Consider the following 24,187-nt stretch of genomic DNA (forward strand, 5'->3'; position numbering starts at 1 on the left):
GGTCGGTGGTGCTCGCCCGGCTCACGACCATCGCCCGCCCCGTTCCGAGGCTCCCTCTTCCGCGAGCGCCCGCGTGAACGCCGCCACCGTCGGATCGGTGAACAGCGTCTGCACGGGCACCTCGGTCCCGAAGCTCTCCTCGCAGTGCTGGACGATGTCCAACGCGATGATCGAGTGGCCGCCGAGGTCGAAGAAGTCGTCATGGACTCCGATGCCCTCGATCCCGAGGACCGTCTCCCACACCGCCGTGACCCGCGTCTCCAGCTCGGTCCGCGGGGCCTGGTAGGAAGTGGGCAGGTCAGGCCGGGCCGTCATGGCGGACGGCGCCGGTGGGCCGTCTTCGTCCGGGACGCGACGCCGTCCCGACATCAGTTGGAACAGGCCGCCGGGAGGCGCGGTGGCCACGGCCACGTGTTCGAGCGGCAGCGCGGACAGTGCCAGTTCGAACGCCTTGAGGGCGTCGTCGGATTCCATTCCCGGCGTGATCGAGGTCCGGCCCGTCCGGTCGGCGCCGGTCATGCCGAGACCCCGCCACCGGTCCCAGTTGATCGACAGCACCGGGAACGGCGCCCGGCCGGCGAAGGAGTCGAGACAGGCGTTGGCCGCCGCGTAGCAGCCCTGCCCGGGTGCCCCGGACAGGGCCGCGAGTGAGGAGAACAAGGCCAGGAAGTCGGGCGTCTCGCCCAGGGCGGAAAGCGCGTCGATCAGCGCGCGGGTGCCCGCGGCCTTGGCCCGGAAGGAGGCGGCGACCTCTTCGCGGTCCAGGGAGCGCAGGCTGCCGGCGCCGATGACACCCGCCGCGTGCACGACCCCGTCCACGGCGCCGAACCGCTGCCGGGTCTCCCGGAGGACGTCCTTGAGCGCGGCACCGTCGGCCACATCGACGCCGCGGACCAGCACCTCCCCGCCCGCCCGGTGCATCTCCTCGAGAACCGCCGGGTCTTCGGGACGCCCCGCGCCGCGTCCGAGCAGTACCAGCCGCGCCCGGTGGCTCCTGGCCAGATGGCGTGCGATGGCCAGCCCCACACCGCCGAGACCCCCGGTGATCAGATAGGTCCCGGCATCGCGCAGGGGCGCCGCCGGGAGGCGATCGGCCGCCAGCGGCCGGAACTCGCGCACCCACCTGCGTCCGGCGCGGTACCCGACGATGTCCTCCGCGTCCGGGCGGGCGAACTCGGTCAGCAGCTCCGCCGCCGTGGCCGCCCCCGGATCGAGGTCCACGCACCGTACCGTCACATGAGGTGTCTCAAGGACCAGGGTCTGGGCGGCCGCGTGCGCGCCCGCCGAACACGGGGCCGGTGATTCTCCGCCCGTGATCCGGTAAGCCCCGCGGGTGACGACCCAGACCTCCAACCGGCCGGTGCGCGGGTGCGCCGCGCGGGCAAGCCCGATCACGCTGTCCAGGGCCGAAGCTTCCTCTTCCGGTTCCAGGCTCGACCACAGATCCACGATCCGCACGTTCTCGGCGTCGCCGGTGAGGTCCAGGAACCGGGCGTACTGCTCGGGCCGGGCCGGAGCGAACGTGCAGGAGGTCGGCGACAGGCGGCGGAACTCCTCGCCCGGGGTCGCCACGACCGGTTCCGCGCCACGGCTGCGCAGGACTTCGATGATCTGCCGCGCCAGCGGAGACCCGTCCGACAGCACGGCCCACCGCCGCCCCGCCACCACCGCTTCCGGATCGTGGACGGCGATGTCCATCGACCGCCGCCAGCCCACCCCGTACAGCCAGTCGGCGGGACGTCCCGACGACCGCCGATCGGCTCCGGCCGAGGGCATCGGCGTCCGGGCGAAGGGATACTTGGCGAACGGAACGCGCACGCGGCGCTCATCGGCGTGCAGGGCGGGCAGGTCGACGTCCAGGCCGGCAGCCCACAGCGGGCCCACCGCCTCCAGCAGCATCGTGCGGCCGTCACGGCCGATCGTGGGGCGGTCGGCGGCACTGACCAGCGCCGCGGCCCGAGTGGCGAGCCCGTGCTCCTGAGCCAGGGTGGTGAGGGCGGTTCCAGGCCCTGTTTCGATCAGCGCGGGGTGACCCGTACCGAGAACTCGATCGAGCTTCCAGGTGAGTGACTCCGCTGTCCGGGCTACCGGCTCTGCGTGACGCACCCAGTACTGGGGATCGGTCGGTTCCCCGTCCGACACCAGGACCATGGCGGGTTCCGCCAGCGGGATACCGGAGAGCAACCGCCGGAGCGTGGCCGCCGCGCCGCCGTGCCGTACGTGCGCGAACCCGGTGACCACCTTCATCGCGTCAGGCAGGGAGAGAACCCTGGCGAAGTGTGCCGCCGTGTACTCGCCGAGGTCATGCCCCAGGACGGCGTCGGGGCGGATGCCCAGCGAGATCAGCAGCCGTCCGAGGGCGACTTCGGCGATGAACAGTGCGGGCAGCCCGTGTCGGGGGTCGGCTGCTTCGTCCTCCGCATGGGGGAGTAGCAGCGCGTCACGTACCTCTGGGCTCGCGGCGTGGCGCAGGCACTCCTCCACGCTGTCACGGAAGACCGCCGACCACTCGTACAGATCCCGTCCCATTCCCGCTTCGCGGGCGTCGCCCCCTGGGAACATGAAGACCGTCGCATCGGGGTCGTGCCCCTTCTCACCGCCGGCCGCGGTGAAGGCGCGGAGGGCGCGCACCGCGTCCGCACCGTCATGGAACACGCCCGCGAACCGCCGCTCGAATCGGTGGAGGCCCGCCGTCGTCCAGGCGACATCGGCCAGGTTCACCCCCGTGTCCTCTTCCAGGAACGCCGCGCAGGACCCGGCCACCGCGTCCAAGGCGTCGGCGTTCCGAGCGGACAGCGCCAGCAACTGCCAGGGCCGCGCGATGTCCGAAGGCGTCGGCGGCGGAGCCTCCTGGAGGATCACATGGGCGTTGGTGCCGCCCACACCGAAGGCGCTCACCGCCGCCCGGCGCGGCTGTGCCCCGGACGGCCAAGGCTCACCTTCGGTGAGCGGCGGACGGAGGGCCCCTTCGCGGAAGGAGAGGTCCGGGTTGGGAACGCCGAAGTTCGGGCACGGCGGGCGGAAGCCGTGATGCAGCATCATCGCCGCTTTGATGAAGCCCGCGACCCCTGCCGCGGAGTCCGCGTGCCCGATGTTCGCCTTGACCGAACCGAGCGGGCAACGGCCCCCGTAGACCCGTGACAGGGCGCTGAACTCGACGACGTCGCCGATCGCCGTGGCGGTGCCGTGGGCCTCCACATAACCGAGCGTTCCGGGATCGACTCCGGCGACCGCGAGCGCGTCACGGATCACCCGCTCCTGGCCGGCCGCCGAGGGGGCGGCATAACTCGGCTTGTCCCCTCCGTCGTTGTTGACGGCGCTGCCCTTGACCACGGCGTAGATGCGATCGCCGTCCTCCAGCGCGTCCGCGAGCCGGCGCAGCACCACGATCCCGACCCCGTCGGCCGGGACGAATCCCGACGCGTCCCGGTCGAAGGGCCGGACATGCCCGTCGGCCGACAGCGTGCTTCCCGGCTGGTGCAGGTAGCCGAGCCGCCGTGACCGGCTCCAGGAGACGCCGCCGGCCAGGCTCATGTCGCATTCGTACGTCAGCAGGGCCTGCGCGGCGAGGTGCACGGCGACCAGCGATGTCGCGCAGGTCGCCTGGACGTTCATGCTCGGGCCGGTGAGCCCCAGCTTGTAGGACACCCGCGTGGTCAGGAAGTCCTTGTCGTTGGCCGACAGCAGCGACGCGCCCACATCGCCCAGGAAGTCGTCGAGGCCCACAGGGCGGTGCGTGCTCACCGTCTGCCCGCCGTAGATTCCGATCCTGCCGGGGAACAGGGCGGGTGCGTGCCCGGAGTCCTCCAAGGCATGCCAGGCGGCCTCGAGGAACATGCGCTGCTGCGGATCCATCAGGGCCGCTTCCCTGGCCGGGTAGCCGAAGAACGCGGCGTCGAAGTCTTCGCCGTCCTCGACGATGCCGCCCGCGCCGACGAGCCTCGGATCGGCGACGCGCTCCTCGCTCGCGCCCGCGCTCCGCAACTCCTCCGCGCTCAGCCGGGACACGCCCTCCCGGCCCGAGGCGATCAGCCGCCAGTACGCGGCCAGGTCAGGGGCTCCGGGGAACCGGCAGGCCACGCCCACCACGGCGATGTCGGTACCGGACATCAGCGCCGCCTCCGCCGCTGAAGCAGTCGCAGGGACTCGGCGCGCCGTCCGAGGTCCCGGTCCTGGTACCGGTCTCGTCCCGGGCCGTCGTCGAGTCGCGCGGCCAGTCGGCGGACGGTGCGCGCCGACAGCAGTTCCGCTGCCGACAGCCGGACGCCCCAGCGCGCGGTGATCTCCTCCTGGAGCCGGAGCAGGTCCAGCGAAGTGCCGCCCAGGGAGTGGAAGTCGTCGTCGGCGCCGACCCGGTCCAGGAGCAGCAGTTCCGACCACATGAGCGCGAGCCCGCGTTGAGTGGTGCCCCGCGGCTCCACGTAGCGGTGTCCCAGCGAAGGGCGGGTGCGCTCTGGCGCCGGCAGCGCCGCGTGGTCCACCTTGCCGTGCGCCGTCAGCGGGAGACGCGGCAGCACCACGAAGATCGAGGGGATCAGGTGGTCGGGCATGTCCGCGCTCAGGAACTCCCGCAACTCGCTCACCGGCACGGATCCGCCCGTCGCCGCCGTTCCGACCCAGGCGACCAGCCGCCGATCCATCCCGGGGCGCTCGTGCGCGCCGACCACCGCTCCCGTCACCCGCGGGTGGCGGCACAGCGCCTGCTCGACCTCGGCGGGTTCGATCCGGTAACCCCGGATCTTGAGCTGCCGGTCCGTACGCCCGCGGAACTCCAGATTCCCGTCGGGCAGCCGCCGCGCCAGATCACCCGTCCGGTACAGGCGCGCCCCGGGGCGGCCGGACAGGCGGTCGGGGACGAACCTGGCGGCCGTCACGGCGGGGAGGTCCAGGTATCCGCGCGCCACCCCGGCCCCGCCGATGTACACCTCACCGGTCTCGCCCGCCGCGACCGGGTGTCCCTGGTCGTCCAGGACGTGGACCTCGACGCCGTCCAAGGGCGTCCCGATCGGGGGCCGCCCGGGACGGTGATGGCACCGGCCCGCCGTCGCCCCCACAGTGCATTCGGTCGGCCCGTAGGCGTTGAAGAAACGCACTCTCGGGGCCCAGCGCTCCACCAGAGACGCGGGCAGCGCCTCGCCGCCCGCCGTCAACGTCGTCACCGGCGGCGGGTCCTCCACCGGCAGTGTGGCCAGCAGGGACGGCGAAGCCGACAAGTGGGTGGCCGAGCACCTGCGCAGCTCGCGGGAGAGGGCGGGTCCGCACAGCGGCCCGTCGTCCGGTCGCACGCACAGCGTCCCGCCGTTGAGCAGGCTCATCGCCAGTTCCCAGACCCACGCGTCGAAGGTGAGCGGTGCGAACTGGAACACCCGGGCCTGCTCCAGGTCGCCATAGAGCCGCCGCAGGGCGCGCGCGAGGTTCACCACTCCCGCATGCTCGACGAGGACGCCCTTCGGAGTGCCGGTCGAACCGGACGTGAACAGGACGTACGCCAGATGGCCCGGGCCCGCGCCGCCCCTGGGGCTGCCCGAAGCCGGACGGGGGAGGGCGGTCAGGCTGACCACATCGCCCGTGTAACCGGAAAGCACGCCCGCCTCGTCCGCCCCCGCCAGCACGACGCGGACACGGTCGGCCAGGATCGCCGCCACCCGGTTCGCCGGCAGGCCCGGTCCCAGCGGCACGTAGGCGCCGCCCGCCTTCCATATCGCCAGCACGGCCAGCGGAAGCTGACTCGGATGGTCGGCCAGAACGCCCACCACCACTTCGGGCCCCACGCCTCGGGCGCGAAGCTCGGCGGCCAGCGCGCCGGCACGGTCGTCGAGCTCCCGATAGGTGATCTCCTCGTCCGCGCACGACACCGCCACCCGGTCGGGGGTCCGGGCGGCCCACCGCTCGAAGGCTTCGTGGGCGCATCCGACCCAGGTCATGCCGGGGTCTCCGTGGGGAGCGTGGCGGCGCGCTCGCGGTGCCCATCGGGCTCCCGGAACTGCTCGTAGACCACCGCCACGTGTTCGCGGCGGTACCCCTTCTCCAGGGCGCGCTGCACCCTGTCCCGCAGAACGGAGAAGAACGAGTGATCCACCCGCGCCTCGTCGGCGAGCACCGCCAGATTGCGCAGGATGTCGATGTGCGTGGTCAGCGGTGCCTGCTCGTAGCCGTAGTCGCCGCGCCGCATCAGCTCCACGCCGACGTCGATGGTGGAGCGCAGCCCCGGGTCGTACATCGGAATGGACTTGGCGAACTCCTCGAGTGGAACGCCGCAGGCCGTGGCGATCGCGGCGCACTCCAGCAGCCCGTTGACGATCGAGTAGTAGTACGCCGCGGAGACGGTGTGGTAGGCCTTCACGTACGCGGGGTCGGCGCCCAGGTACGTCGCCGTCCCGCCCAAGGCCGCCACGACCGGGCCGATCTCCTGGTAGTCCCGCTCGGCGCCGCCGTAGACGGTGAAGCAGTGCTCCGTGCCCACGGCCTGCGGGTAGTTGAGGATGGCGGCCTCCAGGTAGCGGCCGCCGGCCGCCTCCACCCACGTGGCCAGCGTCGGCACCTGGGACGGCACCCCGCTGGCCGTCTGCACGACCAGGCGGCCGTCGAGCTCGGGCCGGACCGGTTCCAGGACCTCGCGGGTGACGGCGTAGTTGAGCAGGCAGAGCACCAGGACGGGAGATGAACGGAGCGCCTCGGCCAGGTCGGAGGCGATCCCGGCTCCGCCGGGCACCCGCACCGGGGTGCGGTTCCAGACGGTGACCGAAAGGCCGGCGGCGCGGCAGGCGCGGGTCACCGCCGAACCCATCACACCTGCGCCGATGACGGTCGCATCGGTCATGTGTGCGTCGGCCATGTGCGGCCTTCCCCTTCATCGGTCGTCCCGGTGGCCGCCGGCCGGCTCGCGACCATGATCATCGCGCCGATCTCGGAGACCTGTGCCCAGCCGGCGAACACCTCGATCAGCCGGGCGGCCTCGGCCGCGCCGTATTCGGCCGCCAGCTCGTCCCGGTGCCGGCGCAGCCTTCGCACGAGCCGGTCGAACGAGCCGTTCACATTCCGCGTGATATCGGCGAGTTCCGTGACCCGCAGACCTGACCGCTCGGCCGTTTCGCGATGCGTCTCAGGAGTTTCGAAAGAGCGGATGCGAAGCAAATCAAAAAAATCCGCCACCCGTTTTCCCAGTGCCGGGTTCATCGGTTCGAGCAGGATCGGGGTCTCCACCACGAGACGGCCGCCAGGACGGAGAATCCGCCGGATCAGCGGATACAGTTCCGTGATGTCGAAATGCGGCGTCGATTCGAGGGAGAGCACCGCGTCGAACGTGTTCTCGGGGAAGGGCAGCTCGCGGGCGTCGCATCGGGTCACCCGCACCAGGTCGGCGAGCCCGCTGCGGCGGGCATGCTCGGCCGCCTCCGCCACCGCGCGCGGATCGATGTCCACGGCCGTGACGTGGGCGCCGGTGGCGCGGGCCACTTCGACCGCCGGGTGGCCGTAGCCGCAGCCCAGGTCCAGCACCCGGTCTCCTGGACGCACCCGCAACCGCTCGATCACGATCGCCGCCAGCCTGGCCGTCGCCACCTCGATCGGCGAAGTGTCGCCGGGTCCCGTCCAGAAGCCATAGTGCAGATTCGGCCCCCAGTAGCGCAAAGCCAGCGGCGCGATGTCCGCATAAGCCTTGGCGATATCGGAAGAAGAAGCGTCGACGGTCTCTTCCACGGGCATGACAATTATCTCCTGCGCTGCCGCACCGGGTCGTATCCAGCTCCTTTCTATCCGGCCGCCGCGGCCCCACACCGGCCGATCGGTAAAGGATTATTGGGATCACGCTGAGCGCCATGGCCGCGGGTCGTGGGAATTCTTCGCTGGCCGGCCGGGGACGAGTGGAGGTAGATATGTCTGATCTGGAGTGTTTGGCGCGCTATCCCTTTGGCGAGCCAACCGGGCTCGGTATCCATCCGCATCACTCGGCATGCCAGTCGCTGGGCGGGCTCACCCGGATCCGGCCGCCGCACGGCGACGACGCGTGGCTGGTGACCCGCCACGAGGACATCAGGGCCGTACTGGCCGACCGGCGCTTCAGCCGGGCCGTCGCCGTCGCGCGCGACGAACCCCGGCTTGCCGCGGTGCCCCTGCAGACCAGCGTGCTGTCGCTCGATCCCCCTGAGCACACCTCGGTCCGGCGGCTGCTGGCCGGCGCGCTGGGCTTCAACGGCCCCAGGGTCGCCGAGCTGCGCGGTACCGCCCAGGAGCGGTGTGCACATCTGATCGACGGGATGATCGCTCAGGGTGCCCCCGCCGACCTCGCCGAACACTTCGCGATACCGCTCACCGGCGAGATCACCTGCGAACTGCTCGGCGTGCCGTTCGCCGACCGCGAGCTGTTCCGGGACGGACTCGAAGCGCTGGCCTCCACACTCCCCGAGGAGGTGGTCGGCCCGCGGATCTCCGCGCTCTACGCCTACATCGACGAGCTGTGCGCCGCCGGGCGTGCGGAGGCGGGCGACGACGTGCTCGGAGAGCTCACCCGGGCCAGGGAGGGCGACACCAGGCTGTCCGATGACGGTTTCTTCACCGAGGTGATCAGCGACCTGCTGCTCGCCGGCTACTACAACACCTCCACCCAGCTTCTGAACGCCGTCTACCTCCTGCTCACCCACCCCGACCAGCTGCGGCTGCTGGAGCACGACCCCGAACTGATGCCCAGGGCCGTGGAAGAACTCCTGCGGTACGCCCCCTTCCCCGCCCACGTGACGTTCGCCCGCTACGCGACGGAGGACGTGGAGATAGGCGGCACCCACGTGCGCGCGGGCGAAGCGGTCCTCGTAGCCCTGCCCGCAGGCAACTTCGACGAGGCCGCCTTCGAGAACCCTGAGAAGCTCGACCTCACCCGCTCGAAGAACACTCACCTGTCCTTCGGGCATGGCCTGCACCACTGCCTGGGCGGGCCCCTCGTCAGAATGCTCTTCCAGACAGCCCTATCGGCCCTGCTGGAGCGCCTGCCCGACCTGCGCTTGGCCGTCCCCGAGTCCGAACTCCCGTGGCAGGACAGCCTGGAACTCCGGCGTCTGCAACAGCTCCCGGTCACATGGCGCCAACCTCGACCATGAGGAATGACCTCGGCCCGAAGGCGGAATGTCAGATCCTCCCCGCCTCCTTCAGGCGATCTTCGGTGCCGCCCGCATGCCGAGGTAGACGTAGGGCGTGCCGTCCGGAAGCGCCCCGAACACCAGTGGCAGCCACGGCGCGCTGACGGGGCCGATACCCGGCATGGCGAGCACCGTGTCGGACACCGCCACCAGGTCGGCCTCGATCGGCGGTGAGTATTCGGCCATCCCGCCGGTCAGCTGCCACCGCAGACGCGGCACACCGTCCCGCTCGTCGATCGTGAGGTGCACGCCTTCGCGTTCATACGTGCCTGCGAGCGCGGCGACATCGACCGCCCGCGGTTCCGCGGCGGGGGCGAAGGCGCCCGGCATCCGCACCCCGGCGAGCTCACCGAGGAGCTCCTGGAACAGGTCGACGAACAGACCGGTCGCACCGCCGCCGTTGGTCAGCAGTGCGGCGACGACGCCGCTTTCAGGCACGACACGCAGGTACGAGAACTGCCCGAGCGCGGCGCCGTCGTGACCGTAGCCGGCGACGCCGTCCCAGTCGTACAGCGCCCACCCGTGGCCCCATCCGTCCGCCATGAACGACCAGACGTCCAGGCAGTCGACGACGCGTCGCCGCATCGTCGCCGCCGACTCGGCGGACAGCACGCGCGTGCCGTCGGGCGCGGTACCGCCGTCGAGATGCATCCGCGCGAAGCGGACGACGTCGGCGGCAGTGACGAGGACACGCCCGTACGGCCCGGCCGAGCGCGGCAACATGTCCCACGCGGGTGCCGGCTCCGGGTCGGTTCCCAGCTCGCCGAGATGCGTCATCGCCACCCGGAAGCGCAGCGCCTCCTCCGGCAAGGTCATCGAATGCTCGAGGCCAAGCGGCGCCAGCAACCGGTCGCGCAACGCGTCGTCCCAGGTCTGACCGGTGACCACCTCCACGATTCGGCCGAGAATCGCGTACCCGGTGCTGCAGTAGGAAACGACGGTCTCCGGCGGGCAGTCCTGCCCCACGTTCGCGCACGCCTCCACGTAACGGGCGAGGCAGTCGTCACCGCGACCGGTGTCGTGGGTGAAGTCCCCGCTGATCCCGCTGGTATGGCTCAGCAGCCGCCCGATCGTCACGCTCTTCGTGACCTCGTCATCGGCGACCGCGAAGCCCGGGAGTACGTCGACGACCCTGCTGTCAAGCCGCAGTACACCGGAGTCGACGAGCTGCATCACCAGCGTCGCCGTGTACACCTTGGCGATCGAACCGGACTGGAACACCGAGTCCGTGGTCACCTCCACGCCGGTCCCTCGGTGCAGCACGCCACTGGCCAGCTCATGGATCGTCCCGCCCGCGAGCACCGCCAGCGTCGCGCCCGGCACGTGATGGGCGGCGCGCAGCTCATCAAGCCTGGCCTGCCAGCGGTCGGCGTCGAATCGCGATGACGGCATGAAGACGGCTCCTCATCAGTTCTGGGAGCCGGCCGTCCGGCTGACTCCTGGGATGTCTTTTTATGACGCACCGTACGCTGTTCGGTGCTCCGCACACTGTACGGACACTGTGCATCGTTCGCAAAGCCGTACACTGTTCGGAATGGAGCGTCGTGAGGGAGATCGCATGCCGGCGGACAAGCAGCCGTATCCGTCCGTGTGGGCCCGTCCGCAGCGGCCTCGGCGTGAGCAGCCGCTGCTGAGCCGGGAGCAGATCGTGTCCGCGGCGCTCGAACTGCTGGATGCCGAGGGCATCGGCGCCCTGAGCATGCGCAAACTCGGCACCCGCCTGAACGCCGGAGCCACCTCGATGTACACGCACGTGGCCAACAAGGACGAACTGATCGAACTGGTCGTCGACGAGGTCTACGGCGAGGTCGAGGTACCGGCCGCCGACGATCCGGCGGGCTGGCGCGCGGCCATCACCCGGTGCGCCCGCAGCATGCGGGCCGCGGTCCTGCGCCACCCCTGGATCGGCTCCGTGCTCGGTGAGGCGGGCGTGGCCTATCTGGGGCCGAACGTGTTGCGGCAGAACGAGGCCATCCTCGCCGTTTTCGAGCAGGGCGGCTTCACGCTGGAAGCGGCCGATCGGGCCTTGAACACGGTCGTTGCCTATGTCATCGGGGTGTCGACGAGTGAGGCCGCATGGTTGACCACACTCGCTCGCAGCGGCCGAAGCGAGCAGGAATGGGTCGAGAGCCTGTGGCCGGCCGCCGAACAAGCCGTACAGGACTACCCGCGGCTGCGAAAGCTGTACGCCGCCCAGCGAGACCAGAACTTGAGCGCCGCCCGCGACGACGAGTTCGACAGCGGACTCGAATGCATCCTCCATGGCCTGGTCGCCCGCTTCGCGCCCGAGGGAGGTACGTCATAGCCGGCACCGACCTTGCCATCAACTTAACTTGAGGTTCTACCGTGTCGGTAACGATGATCTTTAGGGGGTTACCGCACATGACGACCCGGCAGATGTCCGACGCCGAGCTCGCCGCACAGCCGGCCGCGTACTGGACCGGAGTGGCCTACGAGGCCCTCATCGCCTTCACTCGTGCCCGGCAGGCCGAGCTCGGCTTCACCCAGCCCCAGTACTGGTTGCTGCGCAACATGTCGAAGAACGACATCTCACCCGACGGCCGGGGCATGACCATTCCCGAACTCCGGGAGGCCATGAGCTCCTACCTCAGACCCGAGGACGACCTGGAGGCCGAGGCGGAGGTTCTGGTGGAGCGCGGCAGGCTCACCCGCGACGGCGGGGAACGGCTGTGGATCACCGCGGCGGGAGAACAGGCTCGCGCCGACCTCAAGCGGCACGCCCCGGCGATTCGCGACCGCATCCACCAGGGCATCGACGACGCCGACTATGTCACCGCGTTGAAGGTGCTCCAGCAGATGATCCGTAACACAGGCGGCCCTCTGGCTTAGGCCCCAGACCATCAGTGTCGTTCATCTGGGCTCGGAGGTTTGGCTCTCAAGGTTGTGTGCGGCCTCGGCTCGGATGGTGTCGGAGTCGATGCCGAGTTGGTGGAGCAGCCGTGCCGCGGGTCCGTTTGGCTCTTCCAGTAGCGCTGCGAGCAGGTGGGTGGTGCCCGCGTAGGGGTGGCCGAGGCGATGGGCGGCCAGGCTGGCCTGGCGTAGCGCGGCCAGCGCGGTGCGGCCGAGGGTGGGGGCGCCCACGCGCGCTGTGCGGGGTGGCGGCCAGCCCTGGGTCGGCAGGCCCGTCAGGTCGTGTTCGGCGTCGCCGGGCTCGGGCTCCAACCGTGCCGCCGCCCGCGCCGCTGGACGCAGGCGCACGTCGTGTGCGGCCAGGATCAGGCCGGCCTGGTTCCACCGGGCGACTTCTTCCGGCAGGGGCCTGTCGCAAGAGGCCAGCTGTTCATGCAGGTCGATAAGGCTGAGCAGGACGTGGGCGGCGGTAGCCGTGCCATGGTCGAGTTGGAGGGCCTTGCTGTAGACATTGCCCTCGATCAATTGCAGCATCGGGTGGCCGTAGCGGGCTCCGTGCCGCCGGTAAGGACGCCGGAGGTACGACCCCAGCCACCAGGCCAGCAGCCGCCAGGGCCCGCGCAGCAATCGTGGCCCGGGGGCGGGCAATACCCGCACGCCGGTCAGACCGCCGACCGCCCAGGGCATGCTGCGGCTGTCGTCGAGTTGAAGATCGTGACCCGACTCGATCCGCTGCAAGTCCTGGCGAGGAACCCAATGGGGCAACAACTCGGCGGCCGGGCCGCTCAGCTTCGACATGGCTGCCACGAGATGACGCGGCTCGGCATGCCCACCCTCCTGGTCCGCGGCCCGGGCGATCGCATCATGCACGGCGTACCGGACAGTCATCGAGAACACCGGCAGGGGCACATTCTTGTGACGGGAGCGAACACGACGCGTTGCTCCTCCGTAGCCGGCCGCCTCCCCGAGCGCGGCGGCGGCCTCGAACGCCACATCCTCCCCGAAACACGCCTCCCATTCCGTTGACGGCGGTGGTGGATCGGTCCGCGCGCTCTCGCCCCGCCAGCGCACATTCGTGAACAAAGGACTCAGCAGGAACTGACCATCAGACCCTTTGACCTTGTACGTCGTGCAGTTCAGGACAAGATCTGTCCCCACCTCGGGGACGCCCGCGTCGTGTGCGCGACGATAGGCCCGCTCCAAGAGGCCTTTGAAGCCCAAGCTCGGCGGTTCGAGCATCGTCGTCTCCGATCTCCTTTCCCGTGAAGGTAAGCGAGATGGAGGCTTCGCCACTACGTCATGCTGCACGATTTCCTCGGTTCCGGCGTGATGAGCACGGACCGCGGACCGCTCTCGGTGAGTCGGTGTCACGGGGCGGCGCTTCGCGCGGAGCGGGCGCCGGCTCGCAGGAAATCCCGTCCCGCGGTCGATCCCAGCCATTGGGTCGCCATGGTCAGCAAGGCCGCGTCGGTGGGGATCGAGATGTCCAGGCCGGTGGCGGTTTCGATGGTCTGGAGGTGGGTGCGCACCGTGTTGCGGTGCCGATAGGTCCGCCCCGCGACCTCGGCGATGGATCCGAGTTCGAGATAGCCGCGCAGCGTGTCGATCAGGATGTCGTGGTTTCGCAAGGTCAGCAGAGGGGCGAGCACCTCGCGGGCCATGAGACCGGTGAGCTCCTCGTTGCCGGACATGATCGCGCCGATCCAGTGCGAGCGGATCGGCCGGAGTCCCGGGGCGGCGTCGCTGCGGATCGCGGCCCGGGCCAGTCGAACGCCGCGCGGGGTGTCGGCGAGGCCGTCGACGTCGGCGGTGCCGCAAGGCCATTCGCCCAGTGGTGCCAGGAGTTCGTGCACCGCGTCGCTGGACCGGCGCCCGCGGTTGACCACGCCGAGCAGTTCGTCGCCTATGTAGCCGAAGTGGAAAGGGTATCCGGCGCTCTGAAGCAGGTTGCGGCACGAGTCCAGGGCGCGGTCCTTGGTGGGGACGCCCTCGGCGACGACGACGATCAGCGGCGCCTCGGCCGGAATGCCCAGCAGCGCCGACGCGTCGGCCACGACGGCGGGATCCTGCTCTCCTTCGAGGACCAGGCGGCCGAAGGCGCGGCCGCGGACCTCGACGCGATGGCTGGCGAGGTCGCGTTCGGTACGGCGGTAGGCGTCGACGACCTCGACGCTGTTGGCCTCTGTCGCCTCCCAGACCAGGAGCAGCCCGTCGAGGAACTCCGGGTCGGCGGTGAGCCCTCTCCGGCGCCCCTCGGCGATGATCGCCTCCCAGAGCGTCCGCAGGTCGAGTTGGAAGGAATGCATCAAAGCCGCGAGCGGGAAGCCCTGCTCGGCGCGTTGGCGTCCGACCTCGGCGGTGGCGCGCGCGACGTCGTCGGGCACCGGACCGCCGGCGAGGCGGGTGAGCGCCAGTTCCAGGGTGTTGCGCATCCCGGCGAGCTTGACGCCGGGCGCGGCCACCATCTCGGCGTAGGCCGGTTCCTCCCGGTCCAGACGTTCTTGAGCCATCGTCGCGAGTTCCTCAAGTCGTTCGGTGAGGAGCGTGCGGGCGATGGAGCGGACGGTCGCCGCATGGCGTGCGGTGCGGGGCTCATCCATGCGCTGTCCAGGCAAAATTGTGCATGGCGCACAGTGTAACCCCGTGGAGTAGTGTCGTCAGGTCCAGTGACCATAGGCGTTTAGCTCTGGTTCACTAGCGGGACCTGTACAGCGGCCGACGGGGTGTGCGTCGCGCACAAGACAGCGCTGGATCCTCGTCCGGTTGGAAAGAAATGAGAGCGAGACCGCTGAGATGACCCATGCCGACATTCCGGAAGACCTTCTCGCCGAGGCCCTGAAGGACCACTGGTCCCTCGTCTGCGCCGGCCAGGAGCCGCTGGGCGGGGAGGTCGACCAGAACGTCAAGGTCATCGACGAGGGCGGGAAGGCTCACTTCGTCCGGGTGACCCAGGCGGAACCGGGCTCGGCCGACATCGCGTGGCAGAACTCATTGCTGCGCCACCTGGCGGCCACCGTTCCGGCTCTGCCGGTTCCGCAGCTCGTGCCGACCGTGGCGGGCGGGCTCCAGGCCGATCTCGTGCACGCCGGCAGGCCGTTCACGGTACGGGTGATGACCTGGATGCCCGGTCGGACGATGGCCGAGATCGACGACCATCCTCCTTCCCTCCTGCGTGAGCTCGGCATGACGGCCGGACGGCTCATTCTCGGGTTGTCCGGCATGGGCGAGCCCGCCCGGCTCTCCTCCCATGACTGGGACATGCGCCGCGCGGGCGAGATCGTCGACGGTTCGCTGTCGTTCGTCGAGGACTCCGCGGACGTCGCCGTCGTCCGGCGGATCATGTCGTGGTTCGACGATGTAGAGCCGGCACTGGAGAACCTCCCGCACTGCGTGGTGCACCAGGACCTCAACGACGCCAACGTGCTCGCCGACGTCGCGGAGGACGGCGAGCCGTACATCAGCGGCGTGGTGGACGTCGGGGACTCCATGTTCAGCGTTCGCGCGACCGAGGTCGCGATCGCCGCCGGCTACGCCATGGTGCGGAAGGAGGACCCGCTCTCCGCGGCCGCTCAGGTGGTGGCCGGCTTCCAGGAGGTCGTCCCCCTGACCGCCGAGGAACTGGCGGTGGTGTACCCGCTGGCCGCGGCACGGCTGTGCATGAACGCGGTGACCTGGAACCGGCGCGTCGCGGAGTCGGGCACGGAGTACGGAAAGACCCGCTCCCGGCATTCCTGGGCGACGATCCGCCGGCTGGCGGAGATCCCGCCCGCCCTGGCCGAGGCGACCTTCCGCGCCGCCTGCTCGCTGCCGTCGCGGGTCTCCGGCGGCGCCGGCCGGGTGGGCGAGGCGATCGCCTCGCGGTTCCCCGGCGCGGTGCGTGTGGACGCGCGCCCGGCCGGCGATCTCTACGACGAGGTCGACTGGCACGACCACGATGCCCTGCGCGCCGCCGTCACCGATCGCGTAGGCGGCCGGGTCGGCGTTCTCGGCCATCTGGAGGCCTCCTTGATGTGGTCGGAGCAGCGTGCTCCGGCGTCGCGGGAACCCGCCACCGTGCGTCTCGGCAGCACGGTGCTGCTTCCTGACGGCGCCGAGGTGTGCGCCCCGACGCACGCGATCGTGATGTGCGCGGCGGACGGCGGCGGTCCTCTCGTGCTCGGCCACAACGTCGACGGGGACGAGGTGTTCAGCTGCTGGTGGAACCTGAGCGGTCCGCTTCGCACGGGTGACACCGTCAAGGACGGTGATGTCATCGGCGTCGTCCGCGCCGGTGACGTCGAGCCGGGCCTCGGGACGGGCGTCCAGGTTCAGCTGCTGTCCTCGGCGGAGATCGCCGCCTGGCCTCCGCCGCGCCGCGTCCCTCCGTCGCAGCGGGCGGCATGGCGGCAGCTCTCGGCCGACCCGATGCCGGACGCCCGCACGCCGGGGGAGCGACCGGGGCTCACCGTCGACGAGGTGCTCGCGATCCGTTCGCGGCACATCGCGCGTTCGCAGCGCAATTACTACGCGCGCCCGATGAGCCTCGTGCGCGGCCGCGACGTGTGGTTCTACGACGAGGACGGGCTGGCCTACCTCGACTCGCTGAACAACGTCACGCACGTCGGGCACGCCGAGCCGAGGGTCACCGCCGCCGCGGCCCGCCAGATGCGCAAGCTCAATACCAACAGCCGGTTCGTGTACCCGCAGATCGCCACCTACGCCGAACGGCTCGTCGCGACCCTGCCGGACCCGCTGGAGGTCGTGTTCCTGGTCTGTTCGGGCAGCGAGGCGAACGACCTCGCGCTGCGCATCGCCCGGCAGGTCACCGGCCGCCTGCACGTGGTCAACATCGATGGCGCTTACCACGGCAACACCGGCGTCGTCACCGGCATCAGCCCGAACCGCTACAAAGGACCCGGCGGTCAGGGAGCCCCGCCGACCACGCACGAGGTCCGCATTCCCGATCGCTACCGGGGCCCCTACGGCTACGACGACCCTGACGCCGGAGCGGAGTACGTGCGCGAAGCGGCCGGTGTCATCGAGCGGATCGACGCCGACGGCCGCCGCCCGGCCGCGTTCATCGCCGAGTCGCTGATGGGCACCGCCGGCAACATCGTCCTCCCCGACGGCTATCTTCCCGGTGTCTTCGCGGCGGCCCGCAAGGCCGGCGCACTGTGCATCTCCGACGAGGTCCAGGTCGGCGTGGGGCGGCTGGGGCCCTGGTGGGGATTCGAGCTGCAGGGCGTCGTGCCCGACATCGTCACGATGGGCAAGCCGCTCGGCAACGGGCACCCCTTGGCGGCCGTGGTGACGACCCGCGCGATCGCCGACGCCTTCGACACCGGCATGAAGTACTTCAACACCTTCGGCGGCAACCCGGTGTCCTGCGCGATCGGCGAGGCGGTCCTCGACATCGTCGAGCGCGACGGCCTGCGCGACAACGCCGTGGACGTCGGCGGATACCTCGCCGCCTCGCTGCGCGAGCTGCGCGAACGCCAGCCGCTCATCGGAGACGTCCGTGCCCAGGGCCTGTATCTGGGCGTCGAGCTGGTGCGCGACCGCGCCACCAAGGAGCCGGCCGCCCGGGAGGCGTTCGCCGTCACGGAACTGGCCAAGGAGCGCGGCGTCGTGGTCTTCCCCAACGGCGTCCACGACAACGTCCTCAAGATCAAGCCGCCGATGACCTTCCGGCGCGAGCACGCCGACCTGTACGTCGAGGCCCTCGACGAGGTCCTGTCCCTGCCCGAACTGTCCGCCCGCCACCAGTGAGGACCCTCCGATGACCACCGACCTGCCGATGTACGTGGCCGGCCACGCCGGTCCGGCCGCGTCCGGAGCGACCGAGGACGTGCTGAACCCAGCCACCGGCGAGGTGATCGCCCGTGTTCCCCGCGGCGGCGCGGAAGACGTCCAACGCGCCGTCGCCGCCGCCGACGCCGCCTTCTGGGACTGGGCCGAGACGCCGCCGGCCGAACGCGCCCGGGCCCTGCTGGCGCTCGCCGACCGCCTGGAGCGCGACGCCGCCGCGGTCGCCGCCCTGGAGTCGGAGAACGTCGGCAAGCCGCTGCACATCGCCCGCGAGGAGGTCGACTTCGCCGTCGACAACCTCCGCTTCTTCGCCGGTGCGGCCAGGGTGCTCGAAGGCAGGGCGGCCGGCGAGTACTCGCCCACCCACACCAGCATCATCCGCCGCGACCCGCTCGGCGTCGTCGGCAGCGTGGCACCCTGGAACTTCCCCCTGGTCATGGCCGTATGGAAGATCGGCCCCGCGCTGGTGACCGGCAACACGCTGGTGCTCAAGCCCAGCGAGCTGACCCCGCTCACGGCGCTCAAACTCGCCGAGCTCTCCGCCGACCTGCTCCCCGAGGGCGTGCTCAGCGTCGTCACCGGGCACGGCGACACCGTCGGCGAGGCGATCACGACCCATCCGCTGGTGCGGATGAGCTCGCTCACCGGCGACACGGCGACCGGCAAGCGGGTCGCCGTGGCGGGAAGCGGCAACCTCAAGCGGCTGCACCTGGAGCTCGGCGGCAAGGCCCCGGTCCTGGTGTTCGCCGACGCCGACCTCGACCTGGCCATCCGCAAGATCGTAGAAGGCGGCTACGGCAACTCCGGGCAGGACTGCATGGCCGCCTCCCGCGTGTACGTCGACGCCGCGATCCACGACGACTTCGCCGCCGAACTGGCCAAGGCCGTCGCGAGCGTGGCGATGGGCGACCCCCGGCTGCCGTCGACCGAGATGGGCCCGGTGATCTCCGCGCGGCATCGCGACCGTGTCGCGGGCTTCGTCGACCGCGCGGTCCAGGCGGGGGAGGGCGAGCTCGTCGCCGGCGGCCCGGCGGACGGCCCCGGTTTCTGGTACCGGCCCTCCCTGATCGTCAACGCGCCGCAGCGCTCGGAGATCGTGCAGAACGAGGTCTTCGGGCCGGTCGTGACGACCACTCCGTTCACCGACGAGGCGCAGGCGCTCGCCTGGGCCAACGACATCGAGTACGGCCTGGCGGCCTCGGTGTTCACCTCCAGCGTGTCGCGCTCGATGCGGGCCGCCAGGCGGCTCCAGTTCGGCACCGTCTGGATCAACGAGCACCTGCCGATCGTCTCGGAGATGCCGCACGGGGGCTTCAAGCAGTCCGGGCACGGCAACGACATGTCGGTGTACTCGCTGGAGGAGTACACCGAGATCAAGCACGTGATGGTCAACCTCGTCGAGGGCTGACCGCACCCCTCGCCCTCCAGTACACCCACACCACCGAAGGATCGAAGATGACGCATGACGCCGCCGGCGGCCGCACGCTGGTCGTCAACATGTTCCGGATGCGGCCGGGCGTGTCGCCGGACCGGTTCGCGGAGTTCTCGGCGACCGTCGACCAGCCGCTGTGCCTGGCGCACACAGACGTCGTGAAGCGGTTCGAGGCCTTCGTGGTGGGCGGCGCCACGGCCGAGGCCCTCGACGCGGACATCGTCGAGGTGATGGAGGTGACCGACTGGGACGCCTGGGTGCGCGTCCGCGACGGCGACCCCTCGCTGCGCCCCGTCATGGCGGGGTTCGACGAGCTCGTCGAACTCGGGTCCGTCCGCTCGTCCTTCGTCACGCCGATCCCGAAAGGCCGATGACCATGCCGGAGTCCTACGACGCCATCGTCATCGGAGCCGGTCACAACGGCCTCATCGCCGCCAATTACCTCGCCCGTGCGGGACGCAGGGTGCTGGTGCTGGAGGCGCGCGACGTCGTCGGCGGAGCCTGCACCACCGAGCAGCTGATCCCCGGCGCGGACTGGTCGTCGTGCGCGTTCATCGCCGGCCTGCTGCGTCCCGAGATCATCAGCGACCTCGAGCTGGAGAAGTACGGGCTGGAGATGTACCAGACCGAGGCGATGGAGGTCGTCATCTTCGACGACGGCAGCCACATGTTCATGTGGAAGGACATCGACCGGACGCTCAAGGAACTCGAGCGGTTCTCCAAGGCCGACGCCAAGGCGTTCCTCGACTTCGGCCTGCGGATCAAGCGGTTCGCCCAGATCATCACACCGTTCCTCATGCGCCCGCCGACGAGCCGCTCGGCGGTGCTCCGGGCCTTCGAGGAGGCCGGCGCGGAGGACCTGTTCGACGAGTTCGTGCTCTCCTCGACCAAGGACCTGCTGGACCGCTACTTCGAGTCCGAGCACATCAAGGGCCTGTTCACCTTCTTCGGGATGATCTCGGTCTGGGGCGGCCCCTCGACTCCGGGCACCGGCTACGTCTACGGGCACCACTCCGTCGGTGAGTTCCAGGGGCACCTCGGCCAGTGGGGCCTGGTCAAGGGCGGTATGGGCGGCATCACCCAGGCGATGACCCGGGCGGCGGAGGCGCACGGCGCCACCGTGCGGCTGCGGGCCCCGGTCGAGGAGGTCCTCGTCTCGGGCACCCGGGCGCGCGGCGTGCGCCTGGCATCGGGCGAGGAGATCCTCGCACCGGTCGTGCTGTCGAACGCGGACCCGGCCCGGTCGATGCTCCAGCTGCTCCCCAAGGGCACCGTGAAGCCGGACCTGGAGGAGGCGATGCGCCGGTACGACAACCGCGGCTCGATGGCGCGCATCCACCTGCTGATCGACGAACTGCCGCAGTACATCGGCTTCGGGCCGGGCCAGGGGCCGCAGCACGAGGCCCAGCAGATCATGGGCGCTTCAGTGGAGAACTTCGAGCGCGCCTGGGAGGCCCAGCGCCGCGGCGAGCTTCCCGGGGAGTTCGTCATCGAGGCCATGATCCAGTCCACCACCGACCCCGGCCTGGCCCCCGCCGGCAAGCACACCATGACCCTCGGCGTGCAGCAGCTTCCTTTCGAGCTCGCCGGTACGACCTGGGACGAGGAGCGCGAGAGGTTCGCCGACGCGGTGCTGGAGAACCTCTTCCGCTACGCGCCGAACCTGCGTGACCACATCCTCGAACGGGTCGTCATCACACCGCTGGACCTGGAGCGCGACTACGGCCTGACCGGCGGCAACATCTTCCACGGAGCGATGTTCCTGGAGCAGTTGTTCGGCAGCAGGCCGGCCCCCGAGCTCGCCGGCTACCGCACTCCGGTGCGGGGCTACTACCTGTGCGGCTCCGGCACGCATCCGGGAGGCGGCGTCATGGGCGCCAACGGCCACAACGCGGCCAAGGTCGTGCTCGACGATCTCGCGGGCCGGACCGCGGACGCACCGCCCCCCGTCCGGCGCGCCGCCCGGCGCGGCCTGCCCGACCTGGTCATGAGCTCGAAGGCCGGCCGCGAGCTGGGGTACCGGGTCGCGCGCCAGCCGGCGCTGCGCCGCGTCGTCAAGATCTTCACCCGCAGCGGCGGCTGAGCCCCCGCGCCACCCCTGATCGGAGAGACCCCTGACCATGACCTCGATCATCACCGAGCACCCCCGCCGAGACCCGTTGGACTCCGTCGAGACCCGGCCCGCCATCGCCGGTCGCGGCGCCGGATCCTCGGACCGCACCCGCTTCGACGTACTCCACCCTGCGACGCGGAAGAGCCCGTGCAACGTCGCCGACGTGCCCCCCGCGGTGCCGGGCAAGGCGGTCGGCTGATGAGGGTCGCACTGGCTCAGGTCAACGCCGACGGTGACCGCGAGGCGAATCTGGCGAACGCCGGGCGGCTGGTCCGTGAGGCCGCCGACCGCGGTGCCGCGCTCGTCGTCCTTCCCGAGTTCTTCGGGCTCTACGGCCCGGCCGAGGTGATGCGCGCGGCCGCCGAGCCGCTGGACGGACCCACGACGGAGTGGGCGTCCGGCCTGGCGGCCGAGCTCGGCATCGACCTGGTCCCCGGGTCCTTCGTCGAGCGCCCCGCCGACCGTCCCGGCCTATTCAACACCTCGGTGCACGTCGGACCCGACGGGCGGGTGCGCGCCCGCTATCGCAAGATCCATCTGTTCGACGCCACCATCCCGGGCGCCGAGACGCGCGAGACGGATCTGTTCGAGCACGGTGATCAGGCCGTGGTGACGGTGCTGGCCGACGGCACCCGGCTGGGCATGAGCGTGTGCTTCGACATCCGCTTTCCCGAGCTGTACCGGGCGCTGGCCGTCCAGGCGGACGTCCTGGTGTGCCCCGCGGCGTTCCCGATGATCACAACGCGGGACCACTGGCCGGTCCTGCTGCGGGCACGGGCGATCGAGAACCAGGCCTTCATGCTGGGCTGCTCGCAGGTCGGCGCGCACGACTGGGACCGGGTGTCCGGCGGCCGCTCGATGGTCTGCGATCCGTGGGGGCTGATCCTCGCGCAGGCGTCCGACACCCCCGGCCTGGTGGTCTGCGATCTCGACTTCGATCGGCAGCGGTGGGTGCGCGGCCGGCTGCCCGCGCTGGAAGGCCGGCGCGCCTTCGCGCCCCCTGCCGAGCGTCCGAGGGAGGAGAACGTCAATGCCTGAAACGAGCCGATCCTTCCAGCGCGTCGACCGCGTTCCCGCGGTGGGACGCGAAGCGGCCGTCGCCGCGGCGCGGCGGGAGGCGACCGACGCCGCCCTCGCCATCCTCGAAAAGGGCGGGAACGCCGTCGACGCCGCCGTCGCGTGCGGGTTCGTCGCCGCGGTGGTCGAGCCGATGGACACCTGCCTGGCCGGGTCGGGATTCATGCTCGTTCACGACCCGGCCGACGGCCGGGCCTGGTCGGTCGACTTCCCCTCGCGCGCCCCGCTGGCCGCCCGGCCGGACATGTTCCGTGTGCAGAGCGGCGAAGGCGTTTCGCGGCTGCTCGGTGTGTCCACCGTCGAGCACGACGCCAATATCGAGGGGCCGCTCGCGTGCGGCGTCCCGGCGACGGTGGGCGGCCTGCTGGCCGCGCACGCCCGCTTCGGGCGGCTGCCACGCGCGGACGTGCTCGCTCCGGCCGTCGCCGCGGCCCATGACGGTTTCGCCGTCGACGCCTACTACACCCTTCAGGCGCTGGACTCCGCCGGCAGGATGAACGGCCGCCCAGAGGCCCGGCGGATCTTCCTCGACGCCGACGGGAAACCGCCGATCGCCCCATTCCTGGGCTCGGCCTCCCTGGGGACCGCGCCCCGGCTGCGTCAGCCCGAACTCGGCGCCACGCTGGAGCGGATCGCCGACCTCGGCGCGCCGGGCTTCTACGAGGGCCCAGTGGCGCATGCGATCGCCGAGACGTGCGCGGAACTCGGGGGTCTGATCAGCCTGGAGGATCTGCGCCACCAGCGGCCGGTCATCGCCGAACCGGTGCGGCTGGACTACCGCGGCCACGAGATCCTCGCTCCGGCGTCGCCGTGCGGGGGCTGGACCGAGCTGGAGATCCTGGCCGTGCTCCGGCACTTCGACGTGGCGCGGCTCGGCGCGGACCGGCTGCCCGTGCTGGTCGAGGCGATGCGGCGGGCCTTCCTCGACCGCTACCACTGGCTCGGGGATCCGGAGCACGTCCCGGTGCCGCTGGACGCGCTGCTCAGCGAGCCCTACACCAAGGAACTGGCGGGACGGATCCGGGACGGTGAGCCGGCGCCCTGGGTGGACGCCGCGGAGGGCCCGCCGTGGGAGGTGCTGGCCTTCCGCGCGGAGCAGGATCCCTGGCCCCATGACCCCGAGGAGCGTTCCAAGCCGGTGTTCGGCCCCGCGCCCGGCGGGCACCCGGGGCAGTTCGCCGGGCACGGCACCACGCACTTCTCGGTCATCGACCGCGACGGGATGACGGTGTCCACGACGCACACCGCCGCCAACGCCTTCGGATGCAAGGTCGTGGTCCCGGGCACTGGCGTGCTCCTCGACTCCTCGATGGCCTGGTTCAACGCGACGCCCGGCGCGGCCAACTCGATCGCACCGGGCAAGCGCCCGCTGGCGAACATGGGGCCACTGCTGGTCCGCTGGCACGGAAGGCCGGTGCTGGCGGTGGGGGCGCCGGGCGGCCGCAGGATCATCAGCGCCGTCACCCAGGTGGTGTCGAACGTGATCGATCTCGGCCTGGACGCGCAAGAGGCGATCAGCGCCCCGCGGATCGACGCCAGTGGCGGCGCCGTACTCGTCTCCGAGCGGATCGACGCCGGGGACCGGGACCGGCTCGCCGACCGCGGCCACCGCGTCCAGATCGTCCCCGAGCAGCACGAGCCCTTCAGCTACGAGATGGCCCGCCCGGTCGCCTGCGCGGTGGACGGCACGCGGCGCACGGCGGCCGCCGACCCCTTCACCACGGCGCACACAGCCGCACTGTGACCCCCCCTGTTCCTCCTCGTCCCTGTTTGGGGGAT

The 24,187-nt window shown here is 70.9% G+C and carries 17 protein-coding genes; 10 read left to right on the plus strand and 7 right to left on the minus strand.

Annotated elements, in window-relative coordinates; genetic code table 11:
* Positions 1-21: 21 nt before the first annotated feature.
* The 4 genes from ABD340_RS09585 to ABD340_RS09600 are packed head-to-tail and all read right to left on the minus strand — an operon-like array spanning position 22 to position 7,704.
* On the minus strand, positions 22-4,110 hold the full coding sequence (locus tag ABD340_RS09585; RefSeq protein ID WP_344588308.1) for a type I polyketide synthase: 4,089 nt from the start codon (positions 4,108-4,110) through the stop codon (positions 22-24).
* Entirely contained in the window at positions 4,110-5,924 is a 1,815-nt protein-coding gene (locus tag ABD340_RS09590; RefSeq protein ID WP_344588309.1) for a non-ribosomal peptide synthetase, read from the minus strand. The genes ABD340_RS09585 and ABD340_RS09590 overlap by 1 nt, the downstream gene beginning before the upstream one ends.
* Positions 5,921-6,835, minus strand: a complete 915-nt coding sequence (locus ABD340_RS09595) for an NAD(P)-dependent oxidoreductase (protein ID WP_344588311.1) — start codon at positions 6,833-6,835, stop codon at positions 5,921-5,923. The genes ABD340_RS09590 and ABD340_RS09595 overlap by 4 nt, the downstream gene beginning before the upstream one ends.
* The gene (locus tag ABD340_RS09600; protein ID WP_344588312.1) at positions 6,817-7,704 is read right to left on the minus strand and encodes an SAM-dependent methyltransferase; all 888 of its coding nucleotides are present in this window, start codon (positions 7,702-7,704) and stop codon (positions 6,817-6,819) included. Before ABD340_RS09600 ends, ABD340_RS09595 begins: the two co-directional genes overlap by 19 nt.
* Positions 7,705-7,874: 170 nt before the next feature.
* Here ABD340_RS09600 and ABD340_RS09605 point away from each other — a divergent pair, with 170 nt between their 5' ends.
* The gene (locus ABD340_RS09605; protein WP_344588313.1) at positions 7,875-9,089 is read left to right on the plus strand and encodes a cytochrome P450; all 1,215 of its coding nucleotides are present in this window, start codon (positions 7,875-7,877) and stop codon (positions 9,087-9,089) included.
* A 48-nt stretch (positions 9,090-9,137) separates the two neighbouring features.
* On the opposite strand, the gene ABD340_RS09610 is transcribed toward ABD340_RS09605, so the two are convergent.
* Positions 9,138-10,520, minus strand: a complete 1,383-nt coding sequence (locus ABD340_RS09610; protein WP_344588314.1) for a serine hydrolase domain-containing protein — start codon at positions 10,518-10,520, stop codon at positions 9,138-9,140.
* Positions 10,521-10,686: 166 nt separating this feature from the next.
* On the opposite strand from ABD340_RS09610, the gene ABD340_RS09615 reads away from it, so the two are divergent.
* Positions 10,687-11,433 (plus strand): TetR/AcrR family transcriptional regulator, encoded by a 747-nt coding sequence (locus ABD340_RS09615; RefSeq protein WP_344588316.1) that lies wholly within the window; start codon positions 10,687-10,689, stop codon positions 11,431-11,433.
* A 77-nt stretch (positions 11,434-11,510) separates the two neighbouring features.
* A complete protein-coding gene (locus ABD340_RS09620) occupies positions 11,511-11,978 on the plus strand; it encodes a MarR family transcriptional regulator (protein ID WP_344588317.1) in 468 nt (155 codons plus the stop codon).
* Between the two features lie 21 nt (positions 11,979-11,999).
* Here ABD340_RS09620 and ABD340_RS09625 read toward each other — a convergent pair whose 3' ends face one another.
* Together ABD340_RS09625 and ABD340_RS09630 are read right to left on the minus strand one after the other, a co-directional pair.
* Complete coding sequence (locus ABD340_RS09625) at positions 12,000-13,238, minus strand: Clp protease N-terminal domain-containing protein (RefSeq protein ID WP_344588319.1); 1,239 nt, start codon at positions 13,236-13,238, stop codon at positions 12,000-12,002.
* Between the two features lie 128 nt (positions 13,239-13,366).
* Positions 13,367-14,599 (minus strand): RsbRD N-terminal domain-containing protein, encoded by a 1,233-nt coding sequence (locus ABD340_RS09630; RefSeq protein ID WP_344588320.1) that lies wholly within the window; start codon positions 14,597-14,599, stop codon positions 13,367-13,369.
* 193 nt (positions 14,600-14,792) lie between these two features.
* Between ABD340_RS09630 and ABD340_RS09635 the strand changes: the two genes are divergently transcribed.
* From ABD340_RS09635 to ABD340_RS09665, 7 genes are read left to right on the plus strand one after another with little or no spacing between them, the layout of a single operon-like run.
* Positions 14,793-17,747: an aminotransferase class III-fold pyridoxal phosphate-dependent enzyme gene (locus tag ABD340_RS09635; protein WP_344588321.1), complete on the plus strand. Its 2,955-nt coding sequence runs from the start codon at positions 14,793-14,795 to the stop codon at positions 17,745-17,747.
* Positions 17,748-17,757: 10 nt separating this feature from the next.
* Positions 17,758-19,194, plus strand: a complete 1,437-nt coding sequence (locus ABD340_RS09640) for a gamma-aminobutyraldehyde dehydrogenase (protein ID WP_344588322.1) — start codon at positions 17,758-17,760, stop codon at positions 19,192-19,194.
* Between the two features lie 47 nt (positions 19,195-19,241).
* Positions 19,242-19,592 carry a hypothetical protein gene (locus ABD340_RS09645; RefSeq protein ID WP_344588323.1) on the plus strand — a complete coding sequence of 117 codons (351 nt, stop codon included), beginning with the start codon at positions 19,242-19,244 and terminating at the stop codon, positions 19,590-19,592.
* Positions 19,589-21,301: a phytoene desaturase family protein gene (locus ABD340_RS09650; protein ID WP_344588324.1), complete on the plus strand. Its 1,713-nt coding sequence runs from the start codon at positions 19,589-19,591 to the stop codon at positions 21,299-21,301. Before ABD340_RS09645 ends, ABD340_RS09650 begins: the two co-directional genes overlap by 4 nt.
* 37 nt (positions 21,302-21,338) lie before the next feature.
* Complete coding sequence (locus tag ABD340_RS09655; protein ID WP_344588326.1) at positions 21,339-21,530, plus strand: hypothetical protein; 192 nt, start codon at positions 21,339-21,341, stop codon at positions 21,528-21,530.
* Positions 21,530-22,369, plus strand: coding sequence for a carbon-nitrogen hydrolase family protein (locus tag ABD340_RS09660; protein WP_344588328.1), 840 nt, complete (start codon positions 21,530-21,532; stop codon positions 22,367-22,369). Before ABD340_RS09655 ends, ABD340_RS09660 begins: the two co-directional genes overlap by 1 nt.
* The gene (locus tag ABD340_RS09665; protein ID WP_344588330.1) at positions 22,362-24,152 is read left to right on the plus strand and encodes a gamma-glutamyltransferase family protein; all 1,791 of its coding nucleotides are present in this window, start codon (positions 22,362-22,364) and stop codon (positions 24,150-24,152) included. The genes ABD340_RS09660 and ABD340_RS09665 overlap by 8 nt, the downstream gene beginning before the upstream one ends.
* Positions 24,153-24,187 lie beyond the last annotated feature (35 nt).

This window comes from Actinomadura vinacea, from assembly GCF_039532545.1.
Lineage (GTDB): Bacteria > Actinomycetota > Actinomycetes > Streptosporangiales > Streptosporangiaceae > Spirillospora > Spirillospora vinacea.

Coding starts and splice junctions, on each gene's coding strand:
- ABD340_RS09630 (WP_344588320.1), bottom strand. CDS start 14,599: ATGGATGAGCCCCGCACCGCACGCCATGCGGCGACCGTCCGCTCCATC.
- ABD340_RS09595 (WP_344588311.1), bottom strand. CDS start 6,835: ATGGCCGACGCACACATGACCGATGCGACCGTCATCGGCGCAGGTGTG.
- ABD340_RS09610 (WP_344588314.1), bottom strand. CDS start 10,520: ATGCCGTCATCGCGATTCGACGCCGACCGCTGGCAGGCCAGGCTTGAT.
- ABD340_RS09600 (WP_344588312.1), bottom strand. CDS start 7,704: ATGCCCGTGGAAGAGACCGTCGACGCTTCTTCTTCCGATATCGCCAAG.
- ABD340_RS09605 (WP_344588313.1), top strand. CDS start 7,875: ATGTCTGATCTGGAGTGTTTGGCGCGCTATCCCTTTGGCGAGCCAACC.
- ABD340_RS09590 (WP_344588309.1), bottom strand. CDS start 5,924: ATGACCTGGGTCGGATGCGCCCACGAAGCCTTCGAGCGGTGGGCCGCC.
- ABD340_RS09640 (WP_344588322.1), top strand. CDS start 17,758: ATGACCACCGACCTGCCGATGTACGTGGCCGGCCACGCCGGTCCGGCC.
- ABD340_RS09650 (WP_344588324.1), top strand. CDS start 19,589: ATGACCATGCCGGAGTCCTACGACGCCATCGTCATCGGAGCCGGTCAC.
- ABD340_RS09625 (WP_344588319.1), bottom strand. CDS start 13,238: ATGCTCGAACCGCCGAGCTTGGGCTTCAAAGGCCTCTTGGAGCGGGCC.
- ABD340_RS09585 (WP_344588308.1), bottom strand. CDS start 4,110: ATGTCCGGTACCGACATCGCCGTGGTGGGCGTGGCCTGCCGGTTCCCC.
- ABD340_RS09635 (WP_344588321.1), top strand. CDS start 14,793: ATGACCCATGCCGACATTCCGGAAGACCTTCTCGCCGAGGCCCTGAAG.
- ABD340_RS09665 (WP_344588330.1), top strand. CDS start 22,362: ATGCCTGAAACGAGCCGATCCTTCCAGCGCGTCGACCGCGTTCCCGCG.
- ABD340_RS09655 (WP_344588326.1), top strand. CDS start 21,339: ATGACCTCGATCATCACCGAGCACCCCCGCCGAGACCCGTTGGACTCC.
- ABD340_RS09645 (WP_344588323.1), top strand. CDS start 19,242: ATGACGCATGACGCCGCCGGCGGCCGCACGCTGGTCGTCAACATGTTC.
- ABD340_RS09620 (WP_344588317.1), top strand. CDS start 11,511: ATGACGACCCGGCAGATGTCCGACGCCGAGCTCGCCGCACAGCCGGCC.
- ABD340_RS09660 (WP_344588328.1), top strand. CDS start 21,530: ATGAGGGTCGCACTGGCTCAGGTCAACGCCGACGGTGACCGCGAGGCG.
- ABD340_RS09615 (WP_344588316.1), top strand. CDS start 10,687: ATGCCGGCGGACAAGCAGCCGTATCCGTCCGTGTGGGCCCGTCCGCAG.